The 23,480-nt window shown below is 57.6% G+C and carries 24 protein-coding genes and 1 pseudogene; 11 read left to right on the top strand and 14 right to left on the bottom strand.

What is annotated here, in order from left to right:
- The first annotated feature begins 27 nt into the window (after positions 1 to 27).
- Positions 28 to 1,479 carry an aldehyde dehydrogenase gene (locus KSS91_RS14730; RefSeq protein WP_217835188.1) on the top strand — a complete coding sequence of 484 codons (1,452 nt, stop codon included), beginning with the start codon at positions 28 to 30 and terminating at the stop codon, positions 1,477 to 1,479.
- Between the two features lie 55 nt (positions 1,480 to 1,534).
- Here KSS91_RS14730 and KSS91_RS14725 read toward each other — a convergent pair whose 3' ends face one another.
- The 4 genes and pseudogenes from KSS91_RS14725 to KSS91_RS14710 form a co-directional block, all read right to left on the bottom strand.
- The gene (locus KSS91_RS14725; protein WP_217835187.1) at positions 1,535 to 2,518 is read right to left on the bottom strand and encodes an LLM class flavin-dependent oxidoreductase; all 984 of its coding nucleotides are present in this window, start codon (positions 2,516 to 2,518) and stop codon (positions 1,535 to 1,537) included.
- Positions 2,519 to 2,562: 44 nt separating this feature from the next.
- Complete coding sequence (locus tag KSS91_RS14720; protein ID WP_217835186.1) at positions 2,563 to 3,369, bottom strand: sugar phosphate isomerase/epimerase family protein; 807 nt, start codon at positions 3,367 to 3,369, stop codon at positions 2,563 to 2,565.
- Positions 3,370 to 3,384: 15 nt separating this feature from the next.
- Positions 3,385 to 4,174 (bottom strand): annotated as a pseudogene (locus tag KSS91_RS14715) (sugar phosphate isomerase/epimerase family protein).
- On the bottom strand, positions 4,171 to 5,187 hold the full coding sequence (locus tag KSS91_RS14710) for an LLM class oxidoreductase (protein WP_217835185.1): 1,017 nt from the start codon (positions 5,185 to 5,187) through the stop codon (positions 4,171 to 4,173). Before KSS91_RS14710 ends, KSS91_RS14715 begins: the two are co-directional and overlap by 4 nt.
- 157 nt (positions 5,188 to 5,344) lie before the next feature.
- Between KSS91_RS14710 and KSS91_RS14705 the strand changes: the two genes are divergently transcribed.
- Entirely contained in the window at positions 5,345 to 6,226 is an 882-nt protein-coding gene (locus KSS91_RS14705) for a LysR family transcriptional regulator (protein WP_217838418.1), read from the top strand.
- Between the two features lie 77 nt (positions 6,227 to 6,303).
- Here the strand turns inward: KSS91_RS14705 and KSS91_RS14700 are convergent, their stop codons facing one another.
- Genes KSS91_RS14700 through KSS91_RS14685 form a run of 4 tightly spaced genes read right to left on the bottom strand, consistent with a single transcriptional unit; the run spans position 6,304 to position 8,877 of the window.
- Positions 6,304 to 6,705 (bottom strand): DoxX family protein, encoded by a 402-nt coding sequence (locus tag KSS91_RS14700; protein WP_008017967.1) that lies wholly within the window; start codon positions 6,703 to 6,705, stop codon positions 6,304 to 6,306.
- Between the two features lie 17 nt (positions 6,706 to 6,722).
- Positions 6,723 to 7,394, bottom strand: a complete 672-nt coding sequence (locus KSS91_RS14695) for an alpha/beta hydrolase (protein ID WP_217835184.1) — start codon at positions 7,392 to 7,394, stop codon at positions 6,723 to 6,725.
- A 12-nt stretch (positions 7,395 to 7,406) separates the two neighbouring features.
- Positions 7,407 to 8,228, bottom strand: a complete 822-nt coding sequence (locus KSS91_RS14690) for a DODA-type extradiol aromatic ring-opening family dioxygenase (RefSeq protein ID WP_217835183.1) — start codon at positions 8,226 to 8,228, stop codon at positions 7,407 to 7,409.
- Between the two features lie 19 nt (positions 8,229 to 8,247).
- Positions 8,248 to 8,877 (bottom strand): NADPH-dependent F420 reductase, encoded by a 630-nt coding sequence (locus KSS91_RS14685; protein ID WP_217835182.1) that lies wholly within the window; start codon positions 8,875 to 8,877, stop codon positions 8,248 to 8,250.
- A gap of 109 nt (positions 8,878 to 8,986) precedes the next feature.
- On the opposite strand from KSS91_RS14685, the gene KSS91_RS14680 reads away from it, so the two are divergent.
- Complete coding sequence (locus KSS91_RS14680) at positions 8,987 to 9,886, top strand: LysR family transcriptional regulator (RefSeq protein ID WP_217838417.1); 900 nt, start codon at positions 8,987 to 8,989, stop codon at positions 9,884 to 9,886.
- A 27-nt stretch (positions 9,887 to 9,913) separates the two neighbouring features.
- Here the strand turns inward: KSS91_RS14680 and KSS91_RS14675 are convergent, their stop codons facing one another.
- The 5 genes from KSS91_RS14675 to KSS91_RS14655 form a co-directional block, all read right to left on the bottom strand.
- Positions 9,914 to 10,867, bottom strand: a complete 954-nt coding sequence (locus tag KSS91_RS14675; RefSeq protein WP_217835181.1) for an alpha/beta fold hydrolase — start codon at positions 10,865 to 10,867, stop codon at positions 9,914 to 9,916.
- Between the two features lie 54 nt (positions 10,868 to 10,921).
- Positions 10,922 to 12,289 (bottom strand): MFS transporter, encoded by a 1,368-nt coding sequence (locus KSS91_RS14670; RefSeq protein ID WP_217835180.1) that lies wholly within the window; start codon positions 12,287 to 12,289, stop codon positions 10,922 to 10,924.
- A gap of 91 nt (positions 12,290 to 12,380) precedes the next feature.
- Positions 12,381 to 12,995, bottom strand: a complete 615-nt coding sequence (locus KSS91_RS14665; RefSeq protein WP_007970836.1) for a nitroreductase family protein — start codon at positions 12,993 to 12,995, stop codon at positions 12,381 to 12,383.
- 70 nt (positions 12,996 to 13,065) lie between these two features.
- Complete coding sequence (locus tag KSS91_RS14660; RefSeq protein WP_217835179.1) at positions 13,066 to 13,419, bottom strand: putative quinol monooxygenase; 354 nt, start codon at positions 13,417 to 13,419, stop codon at positions 13,066 to 13,068.
- Between the two features lie 84 nt (positions 13,420 to 13,503).
- Entirely contained in the window at positions 13,504 to 13,701 is a 198-nt protein-coding gene (locus tag KSS91_RS14655) for a tautomerase family protein (protein ID WP_217835178.1), read from the bottom strand.
- Between the two features lie 166 nt (positions 13,702 to 13,867).
- On the opposite strand from KSS91_RS14655, the gene KSS91_RS14650 reads away from it, so the two are divergent.
- Positions 13,868 to 14,770 (top strand): LysR family transcriptional regulator, encoded by a 903-nt coding sequence (locus tag KSS91_RS14650; protein WP_217835177.1) that lies wholly within the window; start codon positions 13,868 to 13,870, stop codon positions 14,768 to 14,770.
- 268 nt (positions 14,771 to 15,038) lie between these two features.
- On the opposite strand, the gene KSS91_RS14645 is transcribed toward KSS91_RS14650, so the two are convergent.
- Positions 15,039 to 15,977: a LysR family transcriptional regulator gene (locus KSS91_RS14645; RefSeq protein ID WP_225923766.1), complete on the bottom strand. Its 939-nt coding sequence runs from the start codon at positions 15,975 to 15,977 to the stop codon at positions 15,039 to 15,041.
- A gap of 310 nt (positions 15,978 to 16,287) precedes the next feature.
- On the opposite strand from KSS91_RS14645, the gene KSS91_RS14640 reads away from it, so the two are divergent.
- The 7 genes from KSS91_RS14640 (at position 16,288) to KSS91_RS14610 (ending at position 23,477) form a co-directional block, all read left to right on the top strand.
- Positions 16,288 to 16,803, top strand: coding sequence for a flavin reductase family protein (locus tag KSS91_RS14640; RefSeq protein ID WP_217835175.1), 516 nt, complete (start codon positions 16,288 to 16,290; stop codon positions 16,801 to 16,803).
- A gap of 59 nt (positions 16,804 to 16,862) precedes the next feature.
- Complete coding sequence (locus tag KSS91_RS14635) at positions 16,863 to 17,849, top strand: ABC transporter permease (protein ID WP_007979549.1); 987 nt, start codon at positions 16,863 to 16,865, stop codon at positions 17,847 to 17,849.
- 57 nt (positions 17,850 to 17,906) lie between these two features.
- Positions 17,907 to 18,857, top strand: a complete 951-nt coding sequence (locus KSS91_RS14630) for a sugar ABC transporter substrate-binding protein (protein WP_217835174.1) — start codon at positions 17,907 to 17,909, stop codon at positions 18,855 to 18,857.
- 23 nt (positions 18,858 to 18,880) lie between these two features.
- Positions 18,881 to 20,380, top strand: coding sequence for a sugar ABC transporter ATP-binding protein (locus KSS91_RS14625; RefSeq protein WP_217835173.1), 1,500 nt, complete (start codon positions 18,881 to 18,883; stop codon positions 20,378 to 20,380).
- Positions 20,381 to 20,409: 29 nt separating this feature from the next.
- Positions 20,410 to 21,207 (top strand): SDR family NAD(P)-dependent oxidoreductase, encoded by a 798-nt coding sequence (locus KSS91_RS14620; RefSeq protein ID WP_217835172.1) that lies wholly within the window; start codon positions 20,410 to 20,412, stop codon positions 21,205 to 21,207.
- Between the two features lie 202 nt (positions 21,208 to 21,409).
- Positions 21,410 to 22,513: an LLM class flavin-dependent oxidoreductase gene (locus tag KSS91_RS14615; RefSeq protein WP_217835171.1), complete on the top strand. Its 1,104-nt coding sequence runs from the start codon at positions 21,410 to 21,412 to the stop codon at positions 22,511 to 22,513.
- Between the two features lie 79 nt (positions 22,514 to 22,592).
- On the top strand, positions 22,593 to 23,477 hold the full coding sequence (locus KSS91_RS14610; protein WP_217835170.1) for a transketolase: 885 nt from the start codon (positions 22,593 to 22,595) through the stop codon (positions 23,475 to 23,477).
- Positions 23,478 to 23,480 lie beyond the last annotated feature (3 nt).

Here is a 23,480-nt window from a genome sequence, read left to right as displayed (position 1 = left end):
CTTTTTCGATCTGCCAAGGAACCAGCAATGACCGTTCAAATCGTAATAGACAATCAAAAGCTCGACGCCTCCAATGGCAAGACTTTCCAGCGCATCGATCCGCTCAGTGCCGCGACCGTGAGTGTAGGTGCAGCCTGCAGCGTCGAGGACGCCATCCGTGCTGCCGAGTCTTCCCAGCGCGCTTTTCAAACATGGTCAAAAACCGGGCCAACCGAACGCCGCCGTATACTGCTAGCGGCAGCCGATGCCCTGGAATCGAAAATGGCGCAGTTCTGCTCGGTCATGGCCGAGGAGATTGGCGCTTCGCAACTCTGGGCACAATTCAACGTGGGAGCATCGGCCAACCTGCTGCGTGAAGCAGCAGCCCTGACCACACAAATCAAAGGCGAAACCATACCTACCGACAAGCCCGGCGCACTGTCGATGACGTTGCGCCAACCGGTGGGCGCCGTACTGAGTATCGTGCCTTGGAACGGGCCGGTCATTCTTGGCGCACGGGCTATTGCCTACCCACTGGCGTGTGGCAATACGGTGATCTTCAAGGGTTCTGAAAGCAGCCCACGTACGCATGCGTTGCTGGCCGAAGCCTTTTATGATGCCGGTTTGCCGGCGGGGGTATTGAACTTTCTGATCAGCGCGCCAGAAGACGCGTCTGCGGTGACTGAAGCACTGGTCGCTCATGACGTTGTGCGTCGAGTGAATTTCACCGGTTCGACCAAGGTTGGCCGCATGATCGCCCAGACGTGCGCCAGTCATCTCAAGCGCTGCCTCCTGGAACTGGGTGGTAAAGCACCTTTTGTTGTTCTGGACGATGCGGATATCGACGGAGCAGTCAACGCGGCCGTTTTCGGAGCCTTCCTTTATCAGGGTCAAATCTGCATGTCGACCGAGCGTTTCGTGGTCGATGAAGCGGTTGCCGAGCAATTCGTTTCTCGTTTTGCAGAACGCGTAAAGTCGCTGGAAACGGGCGTTCCATCGACGTCGCCAAGTTGCGTGATAGGCCCGATGATCGGCCAAGGCTCGGTACAACGGATCAATCATTTACTCGACGACGCCATCGGCAAGGGCGCTGTCATCGTGGCTGGCGGCCTGGCCGAAAATGCATTGATGGGTCCGACGCTGGTCGATCGGGTTACCCGTGAGATGTCGATTTACGACGAAGAGACCTTTGGTCCCGTGACAACGATCGTGCGAGTGAAGGGAGCCGAGCAAGCGCTGGAGGTCGCCAACGACACTGCCTACGGTCTTTCCTCTTCTATCTTCAGTCGCGATGTGACACGGGCATTGGAATTGGCCGGCCGACTGGATGCTGGCTGTGTACACATCAATGGCGCCACTGTGCAAAACGAACCGCAGGCCCCGTATGGTGGAATGAAGAAGAGCGGTTACGGCCGCTTCGATGGCAGCGCAGTCATCGAGGAGTTTACCGAGGTCAAGTGGGTCACGGTCGAACCCTCCAACCAGCCTTATCCATTCTAGGATTGAAACCGGCGCGTAATGCGCCGGTTTTTTTCTATCACGTGACGCAGGGACTTCAATCAAGCAGGTCGGAGATGGATTCAGCCGCCAGTTGATAGGAGCGGGAGCGGGCTTCAGGATCATAAATCCGCGCATCGATTATGATCTCGTCTGCCTCGGTGGTCGCGATGAACTGGCGCAGCCAACTTGAAACATCATCTTGGTCGCCTACCGCGGTGCAAGCCATGGCCTGCGCCAGATTGTGGCGATCCACGTCGGCGAGCCTTTCCATAAAACCCTCTTGTGGACGCGGCAGAGCTCCTGCTTTTCCCGCGTACAAATTGCTTACCCAATGCCGATGCGAACTCGCCTGATACTCAGCTTCGGCGCGTGAGGGGGCCGCGAAGACATTGGCGCCAGCGATGACATAGGGGCGGTCAAGCAACATCGAGGGCCGGAACGAGGCGCGATAGTGCGCGATGGCCTGCATCAGGAATCGAGGCGCAAAATGTGAAGCGAAGGCGTAGGGGAGTCCCATTTTTGCAGCGAGATCCGCACTGTTGAGGCTCGAACCTAGCAGCCATAGCGGAACGTCATGGGTTTCAGGGATTGCACGAACCGGCTGATTTCCGTTGTCCGCCAGGTAGTCAGTCAATTGCAGGATATCCTGGGCAAAGTCTCGCTCGGAGGCATCACCGCGCATGGCACGAATAGCCAGCCCTGCCGACCCCGGTGCTCTGCCAATGCCCAAATCGATGCGACCAGGAAACAAGGTATTCAATGTCCCAAACTGCTCCGCCACTATCAGAGGCGAGTGGTTGGGTAGCATGATTCCACCGGAACCGATACGCAGGGTGCTGGTTGCCGCAGCGAGATGCTGGATGAGCAAGGTGGTTGCCGAAGAGGCAATCCCCGGTAGGTCGTGGTGCTCGGCGATCCAATAGCGTTTGTAGCCGTGGGCTTCCACGTGTCGCGCCAGAGTGGCGGCTTCTTCTAGCGTATGGGCGAAAGTTTTGCCTTCGCCGATCATCATGAGGTCAAGCACAGAAAGGGCTGTCATTGCATATTCCGTTTTGAAGGTTAGGTTTGTAACGCAGCAATCCGCTACTTCAGTGGGAACTCTGACCAGGACGGATGGCGCTCCAGGCGTTGATCGATTTCACGTAGCGTCGCCAGGCAGCGTTGGAGCTTGAGGTAAATGTCCCCCCCGTAGTCCCAGCCGAGCACGCCGATGCTGCCGGTGTACCCCACACGATTCAGTGCGGCGATCAGGGCGAAGTTGTCCATCTCCCCGCGGTCGACTGGCTCCATGGTCGCCACGCCGCCCCAGCCCAACTGCGAAAGTGCACTGCCAGAGGTCACCACTTGCATGAGCCAGGGTTTCATCGCCGCAAGGCGCAGTTCCAATTCGCCTTCCTGACTGGCGTACCAGTGATAACCATTGAACGAGGCCCCCAGGCGTGGGTGAGCGAAGAGCTCGCAAATTTGCACGACTTGTGTAGTGGTCTGGGTGACATGATGAAGATGCGGATACAAGGCGATCCGTAATCCGCGCCGCTCGGCAATGGGCAGCAGCGTCTCGATAAACCGCAGAATGGCTTGGGCGCCATTGACTGTGGTCTGAATCGCCAACTCGATCAGCTCTACACCCTCGACGGTTTCGACGATGCGCCGTATCAGGGCATCGTTACGCCCCTCATGTAGCACCACGTAAAGGCCTTCGATGTGCAGACCATGGTTTTCCCGGACGCTGGGCAACAGGCTGAGGTCCGTCAGTGGTGTGCCGCCCCAAGCGGCGACAGTGATGCCGTCGTAGCCGATCTCGGCCAACATTTCGCACTGTGTCTGAAAGGCGTATACGCCCATCGATGAGTAGAAGAAGGAATCGAGTGCATGGATGCGATGAGCCATGATTTATCTCCTGGCTCAGCGGGGCGAGTCGGTCACGACAGCCCACTCGGGGTGGGCAGCCAACCGTTGTTCCATGGACCGAAAGGCGGTGGCCGATCGGCGCAGGTTGCCGTAGACATCGCCCCCCATGCTTTCCCAGCCGAGCACGCCAAACCGTCCGTCAAAGCCACGCCGTTCGAGCGCGCCCAGCAACACGAAGTTGTCCATTTCCCCCTCATCGAGCGGTTCGATGGTTGCAAGGCCGCCCCATCCGAGCGGGGAGCGTCGAGTGCCAGCGATGTTCACCTGGCCACATCGCATCAAGGCGCTGCTCCAAGGCCTGTTCTTCAGTCGCGTACCAGTGATACCCGTTGAACACGATGTTGAGTCGTGGATGGTTGAACTCCCTGCAAAGGGCCACTGCCTCGGTGGTCGTCTGCATGCCGTAGCGGGCGTGCGGATACAGGCTGATCTCCAGGCCTCGGCGCTCGCAGATCGGGAGTAGGCGCTGGATCATTTGGCGGTCGAAGTTGGTGACTTCGTCGCCGGAATGCAGGGCCAGTTCGATGGTGGTGCAGCCCTCGATAGTCTCGAACAGGTTGGTCACAAACGATTCCAGGCCCCTGCGATAAATCAGGTAGACCGCACCGACGTCCAGGCCCCAGGTGGGTTTGACCTGGGCGATCGACTTCAAATCGTTACTCCAGGCAGACATCGTCAATCCCTGGTAGCCAAGCTCGGCGAGCATCTCGCACTGCGCCGCCAGGGGATAGGTCCCCAAGGCTGTCTGAAAAATGAAATCCATGTGATGCAAAGGACGATTCATGAGTGGGTCTGCGCTGTAGTTGGTTTGGCGGGTAAGGACGCACTTGGAAAGTGCGGCAAGAGGTATTCGCCTAGCTCGTCGATGACTTCCGAGGCGTGGCGTCGTTGAGGTTTGAAGTGCAGGGCTACGTGACTGACGCCTTGGTCCTGTTGACGTTTCCAATGTTCGATCAGCGCGTTACGTCCGGCACGCAACACGCGCCCAGTCTGGAGGGGATGGTTCGGATCTCGGTCCAGGTCGAACAGAGTGCCGTAGCCATAGGGCTTGTAGACGTTGTCGCCGCAGGCTGCACGCCACCGCTCGATGATCTGGGGAATCAAGGCTGGGTTGGAAATGTAGGAGAGGATGCCGTCACTGTTTTTGCCAACCCACTCAAACGACTGGCCGGCCTGACCAATGATAAGGGTTGGCATGCGCGAGCCCACTGGTTTGGGAACGAGGTCGATGTCTCCATTCAACTGGCCATAAAACCGAGACGGGTGCACGGCCCAGTGCGTTTCCGAAGCGGCACGAATGATTGCGAGCGCATCACGGAAACGCTCTGCGCGATTGCCGAAGTCGAGTCCGAAGGCCGGGTATTCCACCGGCCGATCGCCTGTGGCCAGGCCCAGAATAAATCGTCCCCCCAGCAGTTGATCGATACTCGCGGCCTGCTTGGCAACAATCAACGGATCGCGCAGGGGCAGGACAATTCCGGCAGTACCGATGGCTATCTGCTTGGTCACTGCAGCGAGGAAACCGGCATAGACCAACGGATCAAGAATTTGCCCCACGTCACCGAAGTTCGGATCGTAAAAGGGCACGTCCCGTAGCCAGATAGCGGAAAACCCCGCTTCGTCAACCTTATGAGCTAACTGCGCGTGATCCTGCAGGGTCGGGCCCGGGCTATCGGGGTAGCTTTCCAGCGGTGCAATAAAACCGAAGGTCAAATGGCCGGGTTGAAAAACCCTCGCGAAGCCGGGGTGCTGTTTGAGCGCCGGTGCGAGTTCAATGGGGGAAGGCATCGAAATCATTCGAGGTCTCTCATGTAGTCAGATGACGTTAACTTCGCGGTGCGATAGAGCGGGTGAAGTCACAATGGCGGTGACTATAAGTTGTATGATTGGAAAGAAAAACAGGATGAAATTACGATCATTTACGAATACAACGCTCAAATACACTGAGGTGACCATGGATCATTTTGGAGCGCTCGGCGCGTTCGTTCATGCCGCGCAAACCCGCAGCTTTACCGAAGCCGGGCGCAGAACCGGCGTGTCGTCATCTGCCGTTGGCAAGGCGGTTGCGCGACTGGAGGAAGAACTGGGTGTGAGGCTGTTTCATCGATCCACGCGGGCCATCACCCTGACGTCCGAGGGCAGCCTGTTTCTGGAGCGCTGCCATCGAATATTTGCCGAATATGAAGTCGCCAAACGGGAGATCACTCAGGCTGCCGGTAAACCCCAGGGAAAGTTGCGCCTCGGTTTGCCGCAGCTGGGGATGAGGCTGATGCCTCACTTGATTGCGTTTCAGCAGGCATATCCCGACGTGGAGCTGGAACTGGAGTTCAGTGATCGGTTGGTCAACGTGATCGAGGAGGGTTTCGATGCCGTGATGCGGATCGGTGAAGTTGAAGACTCGCGACTGATGATGCGCAAGCTCAACGGCTACAGTCACCGCCTGGTGGCATCTGCTGCATATCTTTCACTGCGAGGTGTTCCTTCACGACCCTCGGAACTGTCCAGCCATTCATGTCTGCGTTACCGATTTCCCACCAGCGGTAAACTCGACCCCTGGCCTCTGGTGACGAAAAAGGGGCAGACCAGTGTTGAACTGGGACAGTCAGCTACCGCCAACGCAATTGAACCGTTGATGGCAATGGCTGAGGCGGGGCTGGGAATCGCCTGTCTCCCTGATTTTTTCGTCGAGGACGCGATTGCTGAAGGACGATTGGTGCCGGTACTGGATCGCTACGTTCGCGACCACCGCACGTTCAGCATTCTCTGGCCATCGAGTCGCCATCCGTTGCCCAAGATAAAGGCGTTCGTGAGCTTCATGACATCGCGCCTGACGTGATGACTTACGGCTGAGCTCAAACGAAAACCACCGACGCTCCGGGGCAGGGCGTCGGTGGATGTTGAGCCAGCAGTAACTTACGCGTTGCTGGATGCTTTTGTCGCCATGGCGCCGTCGCCCAGCAACGCGACAACCAGAGCTGTTGCCGCCAGGTAGACAGGATATTCCCAGCCGCCATTGGCGTTAGTGAAGCTCCAGCCATTACCGAAGTGGACGGTAGCGGCCACGAACAGTTGAACCACCGCCAGAGCGGCCACCCAGCGTGCGTAGACACCCAGCACCAGCATCAAGCCGCCGATGACTTCAAAGGCCATGACCGGGTACGCCAGGAAACCCGGGAAACCAATAGACTCAAAAAAACCTGCGGTGCCAGCGGGGGTGAACACCAGCACCTTGGTCAGGCCGTGAGCAATGAACATGATGCCAAGGGCCAGGCGCATAACGAGTGCGGCATACGGAGCGGTACGTGAATCGATCATGGTGCAGTTCCTTTTTTTTACTTGGAGAGAGACAGCGTGTGGTTCAGCCATTGCGAAAAATCCGCCAGTTCTTCAGCGATGATCTCGTGGGCCATGTCGTAAAAATGCGTTTCGTGGGCGACACCGATTCGACTCAGCCAGGCGTCCGATTCTTTCGCCCAAGTCACTGGTAGGACGTTGTCCTGATGACCATGAGCGATGAACGCGCTGACCGACTTGAGTCGCTCGGTGGAAGCGATCCGAGGATCAAGTTCACGCAGCATTCGTCCGCTTAAAATTGCGAAACCGGCAACCAATTCGGGCTCGGTGACCCCAAGGCTCGCGCTCATGATGCCGCCCTGGCTGAAGCCGGCGATCACGGTCGGCAACTTGGGCAGTGCTTCGATAAAGCGTTGCAGCAATTGCCGGCTTGACTCTGCTTGCTCTTGATTGAACGAAGGGCCGTTGCTGGTGAAGTTCACCTGATACCAGGCGAAGCCCTGTGGGCCGACTTGCAGCGGACCGCGTAGCAGAATCACCTCCAGCTCCTCGGGCAACGATGCGGCCAATGAGGCAAGATTCGCTTCGTTTGAACCAACGCCATGCAGCAAAACCAGGCGGCCCTTGGGCGCCGAAGTACCGCACCCTTTGCGGAAAAACAGGCCCGTTTGCGGTTCGCGGGCAGCGTCAGAAAAAATCGTGTCAACCAAAGTCTGTGCGCCTTAACTAGTTTGAATGGATTCAGATCCATCATTGTCGTTCGAGGTAAACAGGTAGCTGTCCATTGCCAGCACTCCGTAGCTCACGCCGCCTTCCAAGACACGCGTTTCATATCGTTCACCCGCCGCACCAAGGGCGATGAGCAACGGCAAAAAATGTTCATCCGTCGGGTGGGCGCGTTCGGCTGAAGGGGCGTGCTGCCTATAGTCCAGTAGCAAATCGGTGTTGCCCGCCTGCAGGTTTTGGGCTGTCCAGGCAGCGAACGCTTTCACGTAGTCAGCCTCATGGCTGGCAGCCCCCCGAAACTCATACAAGTTATGGGTCAGACTTCCGGAAGCCACGATCAACACGTTCATCTTGCGCAGTGGCGTGAGGGCTTTGCCCAATTTCCAGGCCTGGTAAGTGTCAAGGCCGGCAGGCATCGAGACCTGAACGATGGGAATGTCGGCTTCAGGCGCCAGATAAAGCAGAGGCACCCAGGCGCCGTGGTCCAGACCTCGACGGGCGTCAAGCCGAGATCTCCATCCGGAATTCTGTAGCAGACCCACGATATGAGCGGCGAGGGCCGGAGCACCCGGTGCGGGGTAGCGCAGCTGGTATAAGGCGTCGGGAAATCCGCCGAAATCGTGAATGGTTTCAGGGGCGGTGCTCGCTGTAACGCTGATTTCGCCGCGGGTCATCCAATGCGGGGAGATGATCACGATGGCGTCAGGTCGCGGCAGCTTGCGACCGAGTTCGGCCAGACGTTGACCTGCCAGACCAGGCTCGATGGCAAACAGTGGTGCACCGTGAGACACAAACAACAGGGGGAACGAGGTGTTCATAGTGAATGCTCCCCACGGATTACTTGTTAAGCCAGGCAGGGGCGATGGAAGTGCCTAGGCCGGCGCCATAACCGAGGTAGATGTTCAGACCTGCCAATGGCTCCAGGTAGCGGGCATTGATCAGTGCGCCCGCGTCCACCGTGTTCCAGCCAAGGCTGTGTGCCAGGGTGTTCGCGGTCTGCTTGGCGCGCTCGCTGTCGCTGGCGACAAACACACTGCCGCGTTGGTCATTGGCGAATGTCGGACCATCGGCAAGCACTTGGGCAAACAGCGTGTTGAACGCTTTGACGACTTGGGCTTGAGGTACTGCTTTGGCAATCTCTTCGCCAGCGCTCGTCACGTGACCGAGAGTCAGCGACATATAGTCGGCGCTCAGTGGGTTGGTGATGTCTATAACCACCTTGCCCGTCAGGTCGCCCAGGCTTTGCAGGGCTTTGGCGGCATCTTCATAGGCAGTTGCAACGACAACGACGTCGCTGTCACCCAGTGCCTTCGCAGCTGGATAAGCGCTGACATTGTCAAACTGAGCGGCCAGGGTTTTGGCCTTGTCGATGTCGCGGCCGGTGATTCGAACGATATGGCCGACACTGGACAACTGTTTGGCGAACGCCGAACCCATGTTGCCGGTACCCACTACTGTAATTTTCATCGCGGCCTCATTCAGGTTGATGTGCGTTTCGATGGGCTCAGTTTATAGATTGAGAAATCGAGATAAATAAGGCCAAATGCGACTAACCGTTCCACTTATCGAGACAATGATGGACAGAGCACTGGAGATGCAGGTTTTCTGCACCGTGGTCGATAAAGGCAGTTTTGTCGGGGCGGCCGAACCGCTGGAGATGTCCAAGGCGGCCATTTCGCGTTATGTGAGCGGCCTGGAAGAACGGCTCGGTGCGCGGCTGTTGCATCGCACAACCCGCCGGCTTTCATTGACGGAGGAGGGGCGTCAGTTTTACCACCAGGCGCGTGAAGTCCTGGCGCTCATGGATCAGGCCGAGGAGGCCGTATCGTCCACCGCTCCGGAACCCAGTGGCGTTTTACGGGTGAATGCACCGGTCAGTTTTGGTGTGCTGCACTTGGCGCCGCTATGGGGCGACTTCATGAAGGCCTATCCCGACGTCGAGTTGGACATCAGCTTGAACGACAGACTGGTGGATCTTGTGGAGGAGGGCTTCGATGCCGCTGTTCGTATTGCCCGCATGGAAAGCTCTTCACTGATAGGGCGCCGTCTGGCTGGCACGCGGATGTGCCTGTGTGCGTCACCCGACTATCTGGCGAGCCACCCTCAAGTACGCACGTTGGCAGACCTGGCAGAGCACGGAGTGATTGCCTATACCAACTTCGCCAGCGGCAATGAATGGCAATTCATGGGGCCTGATGGCAGCGAAAATGTTCGCACTCGCTCGATTGTTCGCTGCAACAATGGCGATACCTGTCGCAGTATTGCCTTGGCGGGGGGCGGCATTGCCTTGCAGCCCAGCTTCATGGTGGCCGAGGATTTGCGGACGGGGGACCTGGTTGAGATCCTGCCCGAATACCAGTCCGTCGAACTGGGTATCTACGTGGTGTATCCCACCCGCAAGCACTTGGCGACCAAGGTTCGGGTGCTGATCAACTTTCTGGCTGAGCGATTTGCCCATCCTCAATGGGAACAGTAGAGAGGATTTCTCCAGACAGGGGCTGACTCAGCACTTACCCAGAAAGCCTCGCAGGTCGGCCGTGAACTTTTCCGGGTTCTTCAGCGCCAGGAAGTGATCGCCCTGTTCGGCCTTGGTGTACACATGCAGCGCAGATCCCGCAACGACCGAATTCATCCAGCGCTGGCTGTCCAGCCAGTCGCTGTATTCGCCAGTGAAAATGGCAGTAGGAATATCAATCTTTGCCTGGATGACATCCCGCCAATCGTTGGTGACGTGATCGAACAGCACGCGCTCCATAAACGCCATGTCATCCTTCACAACGGCCTGAGCCAGGCTTACTACGTTGTGAAACCAGGGTGAGTCCAGGGCCATGGCACGTTCCAGCACCCGAGTCGCGCTGATCAGTTGATTGGTGGGCGCTCCTTTGGCGTAGGACGCAATCATGCGCTCGGGCGAGGTGGTGAACGCCCCGGCTTGCAGTCGCTCCTGTTCCGTCCAGTCTTCGTGACAATAAACGGAGGGTGCCTGGTCAATGATGCTCAGCGTACGCATGCCTTGTGTGCCGAACAGGTCGATATAGGCCCACAGGATCGACGCCCCCATCGACCAACCGCAGTAATCGGCTTCGGACACGCCCAGGTGATCGGCAAACTGTTTTACGTCCATGGCATGTCGGGAAATTCGGTTGCCAAAGGCTACCTTTTCAGAGAATCCCTGGTTTCTGACATCCAGCACGTACACGTGATAATGCTGGCTGAGGATGTGCATGAGGTGGAAATACAAGGCGCCGTTGGCTGACCACCCCGGGATGAAAATCAACGGCTTGCCAGCCCCGGCCTCCCAATAGGCGAGGTTAACCCCGTCGCTGGTGACAAAGCTGTTGAGTTTCAGGCCATCAAAGTCAGAAACGCGAACCGGTTGGCCAGGTATTTCATGGGGAAAGTGGAAGTCTTGGCCCAGCAGTGAAAGCAGCGATTGATTGTTCAGTGGGTAATTCAAAGTGCAATCCAATCCGGATGAAGAAATGGCGCGGAGGGCAGCCCCCTCCGGGATCTATTGACGTCGAGCGGTGGCCGTATACAGATTGACCGCGATACAAAGCGCCAGGACCAACGCTGAAAACAGCATCGCGCTGGATAGCCCTGCAGAAAAATCGGTTTTGTCCGTATGAGCGATCATTGTGCCGAACACAGCAACACCTATCACGCCGCCCAGTTGCCGGGCGGAGGCCATCAGGCCGGAGGCGATGCCCGCGTCATGCTGCGTGACCGAGGACAGCATCGAGTTGGTAATGAACGGTACTGACATGGCGCTACCGATTCCCACCAGCATCAACGCACCGTTGAGCAGCCAGAGCGAGCTGTTGGATGTGGTCTGCGATAGCGCGATGAACCCGACGATCTGAACCGTGAACCCCGTCGTGATAATGCGAGTGGCACTGAATCGCCGGGCGAACCTCGATGAGAGCATCGTGGAAAGTGTCAGCACCGCTGTCAGCGGGATAAACGACAACCCGGTTTTGAATGCGTCGTAGTGCAGGAAGGCTTGAAAGTAGATGCTGAAAACAAAAACCGTCCCATAAAACGTCAAATTAATCGCAGCGCCAGCAAGCGCCATGCTCCCAAGCACTTTGTTCTTCGCCAGGTGGGTGGGCAGCATGGGATGTTTTACCCGATGCTCAATCAGGATGAATGCCACCGCACTGATCGCGGCAATGGCCAATGCGGTGAGTGTTTCGCTCGCCCAGCCTTTGGCGCTGGATTCGGTCAAGCCATAGGTCAGAGACGCCAGGCAAATCGCGATACTAATTTGCCCTGGCAAATCGACCTGCTTATCAACCCGAGGGGAGGCGGGGGCATAGCGCAGAATCAGCCCGACAGCCAGCAGGCCGATCGGAATATTCAGCAGAAATACGCTTCGCCAGCCGAAGTACTCGATCATCAAACCGCCAATCACAGGACCGGCAGCCAATGCGATACCCCCACAGGCGCCCCAAAGGGCAACAGCGGCACGACGTGCGTCGGGGTCATGAAATGACACGCGAATCAGGGTGAGCGATGTCGGTATCAGAAAAGCTGCTCCGATACCCTGCACGATACGCATGGTGATCAACATGTTCATGCCGGCGGCGGCACCACAGCCAATGGAGGCAAGCGTAAAGAGTGCGAAGCCCGCGGCAAACACGGATTTTGCTCCCCATTTGTCGCCCCAGGCGCCCCCCAGGATGAGAAGGGCAGAAAAAGGCAACGCGTAGCTGTTGATGACCCACTGCAGACCGGTGAGGTCACTACCGAAAGCACTCTTGAGGGCGCCCAGACCGACGTTGACAACACTCACATCGAGTTGAACGACAAGGAATCCCAAACAAGCAGCGATCAGAATCGCCCGTAGCCCGGTGGGTGTGATGGGTTGTTCGGACACTGGTTTACAGTCCAGGCATGTTGTAGGCACGTGTTGATCATGAAAGGCCAGCGCAGGCCAGGGAGTGCCTGGCTCTCGCTGGCAGCATGGCTTACACGAATTGCAGAACTTCGTTAACAGCTTTGCGAGGCTTTTGAGGCCAGTTGGCCGAGCCAGGGTAGCCAACAGTGATCAACATCACCGGGATCTCCGTCGCGCCAAGACCGAACGCTTGTGCCACTGCCGATTGGTCGAAGCCGATCATCGGCGTCGAAACAAGACCTTGACCTTTGGCGGCGAGCATCAGGGTCATGGCCGCCAGCGAGCCCGAGCGGATTGCCTCATCGCGTTGCAACTGCGGGTTTTGCTGGTACATGCCTTGAGCTGCGCCCAGCCACATGTCGTAGATCGACTGGTCGATAATGCCGGCGTCCAGCGTCGGTTTCAGGGCTGAAGGCAGGGTTTCATGGGGATTGAGGGTGCCACAGACAATGAAGGTCACGGCGGCGTCCATGACTTTCTGTTGGCCGTAGGCCAGCGGCAGCAACCGTGCCTTGGCTTCACTGCTGCGAACGGCCAGGAACTTCCAGTTTTGGAGATTGAAGGCCGAAGGGGCGTGTGTAGCCAGATCGATCAGGTCGCTGACCTGTTGGTCGGTCAACTCACGCTCAGTGTCGTAGCTGTTGGCGGAAATTCGGGACTTAATAACTTCAGCAATACCGGACATGGTGGTCTCTGTGCAGGGCGGGAGTGTGCGCAGCCACGGAGGTTACCGTCGGCGTGCGCTGTCAATGGATTTAGCGACTGAAGCCGTCGAAAGGGGTCATGTAGACCGCGCCGAACGGATCCAGGCGTTTGCGCACTTCAGCATCCGGCGTGCCGTAGACCACCAGACTTTTGATGGTGCACAACTCAAGGAAACGTTTGCCGAAGGGGGCGAAGGTGGTGTCTACGTGACTGACGATGGCGTCGGCGTTATAGCGTTCGAGGATGTGAACGGTGCTGTTGTCTTCGTTGACGCTGTATTCGTAAACCAGCGTGCCAGCCTCAGTGCGGGTGGCGGCAACGATGTTCGAGATCAGCGTCTTGAACTCTGCAAACGCTTCGGGTTTTACAGCTAGGGAGAACAGGCAGGAAATATGTGGGTGCATGAGTAGCCCTTGCTTCAGAGGCTTCCTGAAAAGCCTGTTGAGGATGCATCGCTGGCAAAGCCGATGCATTCGATGCCGGTGGGGTCAGGGTTTTTCGGGGGCGTCCCCGAACAGTGTGCCGGCGCCAGCCCAATCCGAAGCCGCCACGTCCTCGAAAATGACATAGATGTAATTGGCGTCCGTACCAGTGTGTTTAACGATGCTTTCGGTGATCTCGGCGGCAACAGCTGCTTTTTGCGCGTGCTCTTTACCTTCGAACCAGCTCACACGTACGACGGGCATGATGATGTCCTTTTTGGGCATTGATAATCGGGAGGAGGTGCGCGACGTGCGATCACGAACCGCACCGTTACATTGCTGGAACTCATCTTACTGTTGCTATTAGTGGCGATAAACGGCCTAAAACTATAATCTGGGTAGATCAAAACTCTACAATTGGCGAATCGACATGGTCCCTATCGAATCGTTTCAAGGCGTCATCACATTCGTCGTGGCGGCGCGTTCGATCAGCTTTACCCAGGCTGCCGAGCGTCTCGGGGTATCAAAATCTGCTGTCGGCAAAGCCATTGCGCGCCTGGAAGAGCGCTTGGGCACACAATTGTTTCATCGCACAACGCGGCGCATTTCCCTGACCGCGGATGGTGAGGCCTATTTCGTTGCGTGCTCTTCCGCACTTGAAGAGATCGGTGCCGCAGAGAGCGGATTGGGGCCCGGTTGTGGCGAGCCCTCCGGACGCCTGCGAGTCGACATTCCTGTGGCATTCGGGCGTCGGGTCGTGGCCCCATTGCTGTTCGAGATCGCCAACAAGTACCCGGCATTGCAACTGAGCCTGACGTTCTCCGATCACCTGGTTGACCCCTTCGAAGAGGGCATCGATTTACTGGTTCGCTTTGGAGAACTGCAAGACACCAGCGGTCTGGTGGCGCGGCGCCTGACCCGACAACGCTGGGTCATTTGTGCCTCCCCTGACTATCTGATGCGCTTTGGCGTCCCGCATACCCTGGAAGACCTGAGCCAGCACCGTTGCATTGTCGGGCATCGACGCGGCCAGCCGCTGTCGTGGCGGGTCAGGCAGACAGGGCAGACCGTACGTTACGCGCCACCTTCGACTCATCAGATTGGCGATGGTGAAGCCATGATTCTCGCGGCGGTCGCTGGCGCCGGTTTGTGCCAGATGCCACGCAGCCTGTTCCAGGAGGATATCCAGGCGGGCAGGCTGGTGGAGGTTCTGCAAGGGTATGAACCCGAAGCTGTCGATGTGCATGCCGTCTGGCCGAAGGTGTCTCACCTGCGACCGAAGGTCAGGTATGTGGTCGATGAGTTGGTCAGGCTCTGTGAGCATTTGCAGTGATGCAGTCCAATAGGCGGAAAAGGCCTCACTTGAAGGTTTTTTGAGTGATAGAAATGACCAGTGCAACACTGGCGACAATGATGATCGCCCAGAAGTACTCCATGCTCGCGACCAGGGTTGATTGTTGGTGCAGGGATTGGGCAAGTGTCGCTACGGAAATCTGACTGGAAAAAATGCAGAAAGGGAGTAATCAAGGGTTCTTGCTTTCAAAGGCGTTTGTGGCTACAGACGGGGCGCTGGCTTTCGCAGGACCGGATGCCAGTGGTAGTCACAGCTTTGCTGATTGCGATCGTGTCGACGCTAAGGTGGGGGGCAGGATGTATCGCGACGGCGTATCGAGCTTTTTGAAGTACTGCACGGCAAAATCGACGAAGGTCTTGACCCGTAACGGCAGCTTTTTTCCACCCTCGGTCAGCAGGTGAAACCCGGTGTTGGGGCATTGATAGTCTTCTAGCAGCGGGACCAACCGTTTGGCTTGTATGTCGTCCGCCACCTCCCAGACTGACTTCCAGATGATCCCCAAGCCTTGAACGCCCCATTGGCGCAAGGTGAAACCGTCATTGGCCAGCCGATTGCCCTTGACCTGAATGCTGGTCGGCACGCCTTTGTCCATGAATTTCCATCGATCCAGTGTGAAATCTGCACTCAGGTGTACCAGGCAGTTGTGATGCTGCAGGTCTTCAGGGCTGAGCGGTGCGCCGTGCTGTTCTAGATACTGCGGAGAACAACAAACTATATGCCGGTCCACTCCAAGGGAGCGGGCGATAAGTGTGCTGTCCGGAAGGTCGCCGAACCTGATCGCAATGTCCGAGCCAGACTCGACAAAGTCCAGTACGCGGTCGGTGAGAAAAAGGCGAATGCGGATATGGGGATTTTCGCTGATGAAGCTATCGACCAGTTGGCTGATCCACTGCCGACCCAGATCGGTAGGGCACGTCAGGCCGATAGTGCCCAGCAAATCGCTGTGGCCGTTTTTGATGATGCTGTCGAGGGTGTCGACCTCCTCGAGAATTCTCTGGGCATTTTCAAACAGCAACTGCCCTTCGGCGGTAGGGCTCAAGCTTCGGGTGTTGCGCTTGAGCAAGCGCAATCCATAGAAGTCCTCCATCGCCTTGAGTCGACCACTCATGGCCGCTGGCGACAGGCCCATTTGCCGACCCGCCGTTGAAAGTGAACCTGTCTGAACGACAAGTCGAAAAAGCCGCATGTCCTGCAATCGATCGACCATGGGGATTTCGCCTCGTGAAAGTTGCTTTTTATAGCTGTCAAAGTATCAGCCAATTATTCAGTAAAAACCATCTAATCAAAGAAGCGACAGACAAGGTGAATAAGTGCGCAAGCGCTTTGGAATAGGGGCTTGAGGGTGCCTGTGAAACGAATTCAAATATGTTTGTTGTTTGATTCATCTTTCAGCTTTAGTGAAGAGTCAATTTCCTAAAATCGAATAGAAAAGTCCGGTTGATTGTTAATAATGCTAGCCAGTGCCTGTGAGTCACAATAAAAAGAGGGTTTATGCTATGCGCGTTCAATATCAAGAGGCCGCCCCTTCGATAGACCTGGCCGGTCAGTTCAAATTGGCAATGGGCCGCTTTGCCTCTTCTATAACCCTGATCACCACACTTGATGACGATGGTCAGCCCCACGGTCTGGCTGCGACTGCCTTTTCCTCGGTGTCGATGGACCCTGCGTCGGCCCTGATCTGTGTCAATCGCAGCGCAAGTGCCTCACCGATCATCAAACGTTCCGGGCTGTTCTGCGTGAACATGCTGCAAAGTCAGCACGAACCGATCTGCAAAATATTCAGCCAGCCCGATCTGCGCGAACGACGTTTTGTCGAGGGTGATTGGCGCACGGGTGTTCACGGTATTCGTTACTTGGCCGACGCCCAGGCGGCGATCTTTTGCGAAGTGGTGCAGGAGATTGAACACGGCACGCACACGGTGATTATCGGCAACGTCATTTATGTCATCACGCAGCCACTGGACGAGCCACTTCTTTATATGGAAGGGCGTTACAGGGTGTTGGGTCGTTAGTTCGTAGTTGGCGCGTATTGCTCGATCTTATAACAATTACATAAGAAGTGGATGTGGGTATGAATAATCAGTTGTTGGCAAAAACAAGACTGCCCGGGTCGGTTCCAAAGTGGGTCGGTCTGGAAAACAGTGTGGCAGGTCCGATGGTCGGGCTTTTATTGTTATGTGCAGTATTAACCTTCTTTACCGATAGTTTTCTGACCTTGAGCAACCTGCTCAATGTGCTGGATCAAGTGACGGTGCTGGGCATCATGGCGCTGGGCATGACGCTGGTGATTCTCATCGGTGGCATCGATCTGTCGGTGGGTGCAGTGCTGGCGGTAGCGATCATGGTCATGAGCTGGCTCGAACAGGTTCTCGGCCTGCCGATGTGGGCGGCCATGCTCGGAGCGATAGCCGTTGGTGCAGCGTGTGGGTCGACCACGGCCTTGCTGGTGGTTAGGGCTGGCCTTCCATCATTCATTGCGACGCTGGCGATGATGTCCATAGCACGTGGCCTGGCCTATATGGTCACGGACGGCGCGCAAGTCAGCGGATTTCCGGAGTGGTTCAGCAACCTCTCGGTTATTCGCTATGGCGGCGTGCTGTCACTCACCGTCAGTTGTTTCGTGGTGCTGGCGCTGGTGTTCTGGTTCGTTCTCAAGTTCACGGTGCCCGGTCGCAGCCTGTATGCCATCGGCGGTAGCAGCAAGGTCGCCAAGCTCGCCGGTATCCGGGTCAAGGGTTACACCAGCGCGGTGTATATCATCTCCGGCATCTGTGCGGCCCTGGGCGGCATCATCATGACGTCCCGCCTGGACACCGCCGGTGCTGGCGCGGGTGTCGGCTACGAACTGGATGTGATCGCTGCCGTGGTGATCGGCGGTGGCAGCCTCAAGGGCGGTGCGGGGAGTGTGGTCGGCACGATCATCGGCGTATTGATCATCGGCGTTTTGCGCAACGGCCTGAACCTGGCCGGCATTTCTCCCTTCGTCCAGCAAGTGGTCATCGGCGCGGTGATCGCTTTCGCGGTGATGCTCGACTTGCTCAAGCGCAAGGCCGACTGATCCCGGGTCATTGACCAACACCCGTACCGTTCCACGCACAATAAAAAGGTAAAAAACATGAACCTGTCTGCTTTTTCGCTTCGTTTTCTGTGGGTGTCATTGCTGGGCTGCCTGATGTCGGCCGGTGCTTACGCACAAAGCAAACCTACGGACGAAATCACCGTGGGGATGTCGATCCCGAGCCTGCAATGGGTGTTCTACCTGATGGTTCGAGACGGTGTCATGGAGCAAGCCAAGACCCTCGGCATCAAGAATGTGCTGGTGGCCGATGCACAGGCCGATCCCGCGCGCCAGGTCAGTCAGATTCAGGACATGTTGAGCAAAGGCATCGATGTGCTGCTCTACACCGCCACCGGTAGCGCTGCTTCGGCCGTACCTGTGCGCCTGGCGCGACAGCAGGGTGTGCCGGTGATCTGCATTGACAACTTTCCGAAAAACGTCGAATGCGATGCCTACATCTCTACCGACAACCTGGCTGCAGCGGGCGAACTGGCCCGGCAAATGATCAAGTTGACGGGCGGCAAGGCTGAAATCGGCCTGCTGCAAGGGACTCTTGGCGACTCCACTGAAGTAGCTCGGGCCAAAGGCCTGGATGCGGTGCTGTCCGAGGCCCCGGAGATGAAGATCATCGACCGCAAACCGACTGACTGGCTGCAGGACAACGGCTTCAAGGTCGCCCAGGACATGCTGCAAAAAAACCCGAAGATCAACGTGTTCATCGGACGTTCCGATGCGCCGGCGCTCGGTGCGGCTCAGGCGGTAAAGGTGGCCAACATCGATCACAAGGTCTGGGTGTTCGGTTATGACGGTTTGCCATCTGCCCTGGAAGCGATTCGCGATGGAAAACTGGACATGACCATCACGCAACAAGCCGTGGAAATGGGTCGTACCGCGTTGCGTACCGCGGTCGATCTGCAGCAAGGCAAACCGGTGACCAAGACTCAGCTGTTGCCAGCCTTCGTCACCACCCGGGAAAACGCAGCAACCTTCCTTGAGCAGCATCCTTGAGACCGGTGAAGGGAGAACAAGTCATGAGTGCGATCAATACCACCCACGCGCCGTTGTTCCGTGCAAGCAACATCGGCAAGTCATTCAACTCGGTCAGGGTGCTGGAAGATATCAGCCTCGATATCGGCTATGGAGAAGTGGTGGCATTGCTGGGGGAAAACGGCGCGGGTAAATCGACCTTTTCCTCCATCGTCGCCGGCGCACTGACGCCGTCCAAAGGCACGATGTTCCTGGCCGGTGAACCCTATGCGCCGAGTGGACCGGGGGCTGCGATGGCGCTGGGGATCAACATGATCCATCAGGAAGTCCACCTGCTGCCTGACCTGAGCGTGGCGGAGAACGTTTTCCTCGGTCATCTGCCGACCCGCGACGGCATCATCGACCGTAAGAAGATGTTCCGTGAAACAGAGACGCAACTGCGGCGCCTGGGTCTGGATATCTCGCCGGATACACCGGTGCGGCAACTGAAAATCGCCGCCCAGCAGCTGGTGGAAATCGCCCGGGCCCTGACGCTCAACTCGCGTCTGTTGATTCTCGACGAGCCGACCGCTGCGCTGGGCAAGGACGAAACCGACCTGCTGTTCAATCAGATCGAGGAACTGAAGAAGGAGGGCGTTTCCTTCATCTACATCAGTCATCGCATGGATGAGATCGCGCGGATCGCCGACAAGGTCGTGGTCATGCGCGATGGTCACCTGATCGCTCGTCACGACAGCGGAGCGGCCGATGTCGGCGTCCTGGTGTCGCAGATGGTGGGGCGCCCGATCGACCGTTTGTTTCCGGAGTTGCCGACCCCAGGGGATGCGCCGGTATTGAGCGTCGAGCATCTGTCAGACAAGGCGGGGCGCTTTCACGATGTGTCATTTTCAGTGAAGGCCGGGGAGATTTTCGGCATTGCCGGTATCGTCGGCGCCGGTCGAACGGAGCTGGTTCAGGCGATCGCCGGGTTGAGTGCGTTGAGCCAGGGCAGGGTGATCCTGGGGGATCGGTCACTGCCAGCCAATAACGTGCTGGCGGCGATCCATGCCGGTGTCGTGCTGATCCCGGAGGACCGCAAATCCGAAGGCGTGGTGCTGAGCCAGACGATTGCCGAGAACCTGGCCTACTGCAATCTGGATAGTCTCAGCTCTTGCGGCGTCATGGCCAATCACCGGGTAGCGGCATTCGCTCGTGAACGCATTGCGACGCTGGGGATCAAGGGCGTGGCGGGGCAGATGCTCGACAAGTTGTCCGGCGGCAATCAGCAGAAAGTGGTGATCGCCAAATGGATCGCGCGCAATCCGAAAGTCATCATCCTCGATGAGCCGACCCGAGGCATCGACATGGGCGCACGCGCGGCGATTTACGAGCTGATCATCAATCTGGCTAAAACCGGGGTGTCAGTGATTGTCGTCAGTTCCGACCTGGAGGAAGTCATCGGTCTGTCCCATCGGGTCATGGTCATGGCGCGCGGCTGTTCCCAAGGCATTCTGCATCGGCCGCAGATTGCCCCCGACAGCATCATGACCCTGGCCACCGCTTGATGACGGGCATTAATCGAGGAGGATCAAACATGTCGAACCCGTACCAGGCACTGCCGTATCGGCCCTTTGCCGAACTGCTGGATTTGTCCGGAAAAACCGCCGTTGTCACCGGCGGCAGCAACGGCATCGGCTTCGCCATCAGTCGGCGCCTGGCCGAAGCAGGGGCCAATGTACTGATTGGCAGTCTGGCGCCGGAGCGCAGCGGCGAACTGATCGAGGCCGGTTTCGCCGTGGACTTTCACGCTACCGATGTCAGTCGTCCGAGTGACATTCAAGGGTTGGCGGACACCGCGATCGAGCGTTTCGGTGGCCTGGATATCTGGGTCAATAACGCTGGCGTCTATCCGCTCCAGGCGATTGATGACATCGATGCGGGTTTCTGGGACGCAGTCCACGCGATCAATACGCGGGCGGTGTTTCTGGGCGCTCAGGCCGCACAACGACAAATGCGCCGGCAGAAAAGCGCTGGCGCGATCGTCAATCTGTCGTCGATTTGCGGTCACCGACCCATGGCCAATCACTGCACCTATGACGCTTCCAAGGGCGCGGTACTGGCTATGACCCGAAGCCTGGCGAAGGACTTGAGTGCCTTCAACATTCGGGTCAATTCGATCTCTCCGGGCTTGACCGCGACGCCGGGAAACCTGGAGCCGGAACTGCTCGAACAGCACCGGCAGAACAACGTGCTGGGCAACATCGCCGTGGGTCGGGCGGCCGAGCCCTGGGAGATCGCCGATGCCGTGCTGTTCCTGGTTTCGCCGCTGTCGTCCTATGTGACAGGCATCGATTTGCTGGTGGACGGCGGCTGGTTGCTGCACGGAAGTTGAAGCACAAATAAAGCATTTGAGGGTGAGTTGTACGCGCTGAAGTCACGCGTCAATTGCCCCGGATATTTAACCCATTCCTTGAACGTTGCGACTTGCAGCGCTGGCACTGGCACGCCTGCGAAACGAGCGCTCGTCATGAAAACGGTGTGCAGCGAAAACAGTTTCGCAGTGCACCGGTCACTGAAAACAGCAGGAGAACGACATGAAACTCGCCATGTTCATGCAGCCACTTCATCACAAGGGCTGGGACTATCACGAGATGTACGATCAGGACATCGCTTGTGCCGTCCATGCCGACAGCGTCGGTTTTGATGAGCTTTGGGTCGGTGAACATACGTCACAGCGCACCGAGCCGATTACCAATGCGCTGCAATTTCTGTCCACCCTGATTCCGCTGACCCAACGCATGAAACTGTGCACCGGAGTGCTGAATCTTCCGCACCATTTCCCGGCGCGAATCGCCGCCGATGCCGCGATGTTCGACCACATGTCCAAGGGACGTTTCATCATGGGCATCGGCCCGGGTGGGCTGGCTTCCGACTTCGAGGTGTACGGCAGCAATGGCAAGGACCGTGGGCAGATGATGGTGGAGTGCTACGAGATGATCCGTGCGATCTGGAACTCGGACGCGCCCTATGATTTTTCCTCGCAGCACTACCAGGTCAGCCTCAAGGACTCGGTGCACCACGAACTGGAAATCGGCTACATGCCGACGCCATTCCAGAAGCCGTTTCCACGGGTAGCAACCACGGCCATGAGTCCGTTTTCCGGCACCGCAAAACTCGCGGGCGCCAAGGATTGGGACCTGATGTCCGCCAACTTCAACCCGACGGCAACGGTGGCTTCCCATTGGCTGGCTTACTGCCAGGGCGCGGAAAGTGCCGGGATCAAGGCCGATGCCAATAATTGGCGAGTGGCCCGTTCGGTGTTCGTTGCCGACTCTCAGGCCCAGGCCGAAGACTATCTGGCGCAAGAGAGCTGCACGCTGCGGCGCTACTTTGACTACATGATCGATAACCTGGCCACCAACCATTACACCAAGATCTTCAAGACCCGCCCCGACATGACCGACGAGGAAGTGACGGTCGACCACTGCATCAAGGAAATGGTGATTTACGGCGACGTCAATTCCGTCACCGAGCAACTGGTCGCGTTCAGTGAGCAGACCGGGCCGTTCGGCACGTTGATGACCACCTTCCACGAGTGGGACGACGAAGCGCTGTGGCGGCGCTCGATGCAGCTGACCGCGCAGCAGGTCATGCCGCGCCTCAACGACTACATGACGCCACGCTTGAAAGCGCAGTAATCGCCCGATTGCGCTGGGCTTATGTGCGGCCGCGTCGCGGATGCGGCCGAAACTCTGGTATTGCGCCTGGACACGACATATGACTGATTTGACGAATTTCCGCGAAAGCGCGGATCACGCTTTTGAACTGAGCGAGAACGAATTGTCTCGACTGCGGGAGAAGGCCCAGTTCATTCGCCTGGAAACCATCCGGCTGATCGAGATCGCCAAGGTCGGCCACTACACCTCAGTGTTCTCCGCCGCCGAGTTGTTCGCCGCGTTGTATTACGACGTGATGGACCTGCGGTTCGCCGAGCCAAAATGGCCCGACCGTGACCGCTTCATGATGGGTAAGGGGCATGCGGCCGTCGGGTTGTTTCCAGTGTTGGTGGAGTGGGGCTTCTTCGCCAAAGAAATCCTCGACAACTACACGCGCCTCGGAAATCCCCTGGGCGACCACCCTGATATGCGCAAAGTCCCCGGTGTGGATTTCTCCTCCGGTTCCATCGGTCATGCCCTGTCCGGCGGCCTGGGCATGGCCCTGGCAGGGCGGATGCTGGGCAAGTCGTTCACCACTTACGTGATGCTCGGCGACGGGGAAATGCAGGAAGGGCAAGTGTGGGAGGCGGCACTGTCGGCGGCCCACCACAAAACTGCAAACCTGGTGGCGATCATCGACCGCAATGGCTATCAGCTCGACGGTAATGTCGATGACGTCATCGGTATCGAGCCGTTGGCGGACAAGTGGATTGCTTTCGGTTGGGAGACCCACGTGGTGGATGGTCATGATCTCGCTGCAGTCACCAGCCTGTTGCGACGCCTCAAAGCCGACACGACGCGCACGCAGCCGGTGTGCGTCATCGCCAATACGGTCAAAGGCAAAGGGGTTTCCTACATGGAAACCGAGCCAGGTTGGCACCTGGGGTATCTCGATCCCGAAGATGCGCAACGTGCTATCGACGAAATCAAAAGCAAGGTGATCTAACTC

Source organism: Pseudomonas azerbaijanorientalis, assembly GCF_019139795.1.
In the GTDB taxonomy this organism is placed as follows: Bacteria; Pseudomonadota; Gammaproteobacteria; order Pseudomonadales; family Pseudomonadaceae; genus Aquipseudomonas; species Aquipseudomonas laurylsulfatiphila.
Note: the sequence above shows the minus strand (reverse complement) of the source record. Positions and strands in the feature narration are given on the sequence as shown.